Source organism: Streptomyces oceani, from assembly GCF_001751245.1.
Lineage (GTDB): Bacteria > Actinomycetota > Actinomycetes > Streptomycetales > Streptomycetaceae > Streptomyces > Streptomyces oceani.
Genome location: NZ_LJGU01000079.1, coordinates 1 through 1,349 on the forward strand (window position 1 = coordinate 1; position 1,349 = coordinate 1,349).

The following is a 1,349-nucleotide window of genomic DNA, read 5'->3' on the forward strand; positions in this document are numbered from 1 at the left end:
AGGCCCTCGTCCACGGCGGCCTCGCAGACCTCGTGCAGGAGCTCGGGACTGGCGATCGTCCCCGTGGGATCGTCGGCCACGGAGAGCAGCAGCACCCGGGGAGCGCCGCCGCCGGCACGGACCCGGCGCACGGTCTCCCGCAGTGCGACCGGATCGGGAATTCCGCCGCACTCGGCGGGCACCGAAACCGGGTGCGCCTGCCGGGAGAGCAGCCCGGCCTGCGCCGCGTGCCAGTCGGCGGTGGGGCAGGGCAGCAACACGTCGCCACGCGCGGGCACTCGGGGGTGGCGTGCGGCGAGACCGAGCGTGGCCGGAGCGTCCGCCGAGTCCGCCGGATCGGCCTGATCCCGGGTCCCGTCTCCTACCGCGGCCAGTAGCGCCAGCAGCAGCAACGCGGCACCGGGAGCGGCGACCACCTGCTCCGGCTCGGTGCTCAGACCCCGTCGACGCCAGTAGCCGCAAGCCGCCGTCACCGTGTCCGACTGCCGCATCCGTATCCGCCTCCCGCGAACCGTGCCCGACCGCCCGACCAGTCACTGCCCACGCCTGACCGACGTCGCGACGGAACCGCGTCGCGCGCGCTCGCACGGCGACCCGTGCGTCCACTCTCTGCCCCGGCACCTCGGCTGTCCAGCGGATGCGTATCCGAGTGGCACTCGGAACCCTGGAAGCCACTGGAGCCGCGCGACCCGCCGGCCACGGGATGCGTCAGGTCAGGGCACCGCGGTCAGTTCGGTGAAGGTGCCCGCGCGAGCGCGCGCGGCGAGTTCGTCCAGTGCCTGACGGGCCTGTCCCGCGGCCTCCGGATCCGTTTCGGGCAGACCGCTGGCCAGGAACTCGTCCTCGTCCAGCCGGAGCGCCGCGCTCCCGTCGGCCGGTACCCACAGGTCCAGCTCCAGGTCGACGCTGGTCAGTTCGCCGTCCCGGACGCACGCCGGCCGCGCCATGTCGCAGTACCAGCCCTTACGCCGTCCGTCGGCCGCCCGTACCTCCTTGACGGCGTACCAGCGGTCTCGCCAGTAGTGCTCGGTGAACACGTCGCCGTGCTCGAAACGCACGAAACCGAAGTCCCGGACGGGCGGGCCCGCCCACGGCGCCCGTACGGCCGCCCGTGTGCCGTCGTCGTCCAGCGCGGTCGCCGGATAGCGCACATCGGCCCGCCCGTGCTTGCGGAGGATCACCGTCACGGGCTCGCCGGCCGTCAGCATCGCGTCCATGCGACCAGCGTGCTGCACCGGACCTCGATCGGGCACCCGGTTTTCCGTCTCGTGACGGGGACCGTCCGGCACGCGCCGCCTGGAGCCTGAGTGACGGCGCCCGCCACCCGGCGTCAGGCACCGCGCGCCCGC

1 protein-coding gene and 1 pseudogene are annotated in these 1,349 nt (G+C 74.1%); both read right to left on the minus strand.

Annotation, left to right across the window (positions count from 1 at the left end; translation table 11 throughout):
* A pseudogene (locus tag AN216_RS00435) lies at window positions 1-491 on the minus strand (hypothetical protein); the annotation flags it as partial.
* Between the two features lie 222 nt (window positions 492-713).
* Complete coding sequence (locus AN216_RS00440) at window positions 714-1,217, minus strand: ribonuclease FAU-1 family protein (protein ID WP_070194544.1); 504 nt, start codon at window positions 1,215-1,217, stop codon at window positions 714-716.
* Between the last annotated feature and the right edge of the window lie 132 nt (window positions 1,218-1,349).

Bases quoted from the DNA above. Each gene is read 5' to 3' on its own strand.
- AN216_RS00440 (WP_070194544.1), bottom strand. From the start codon at position 1,217: ATGGACGCGATGCTGACGGCCGGCGAGCCCGTGACGGTGATCCTCCGC.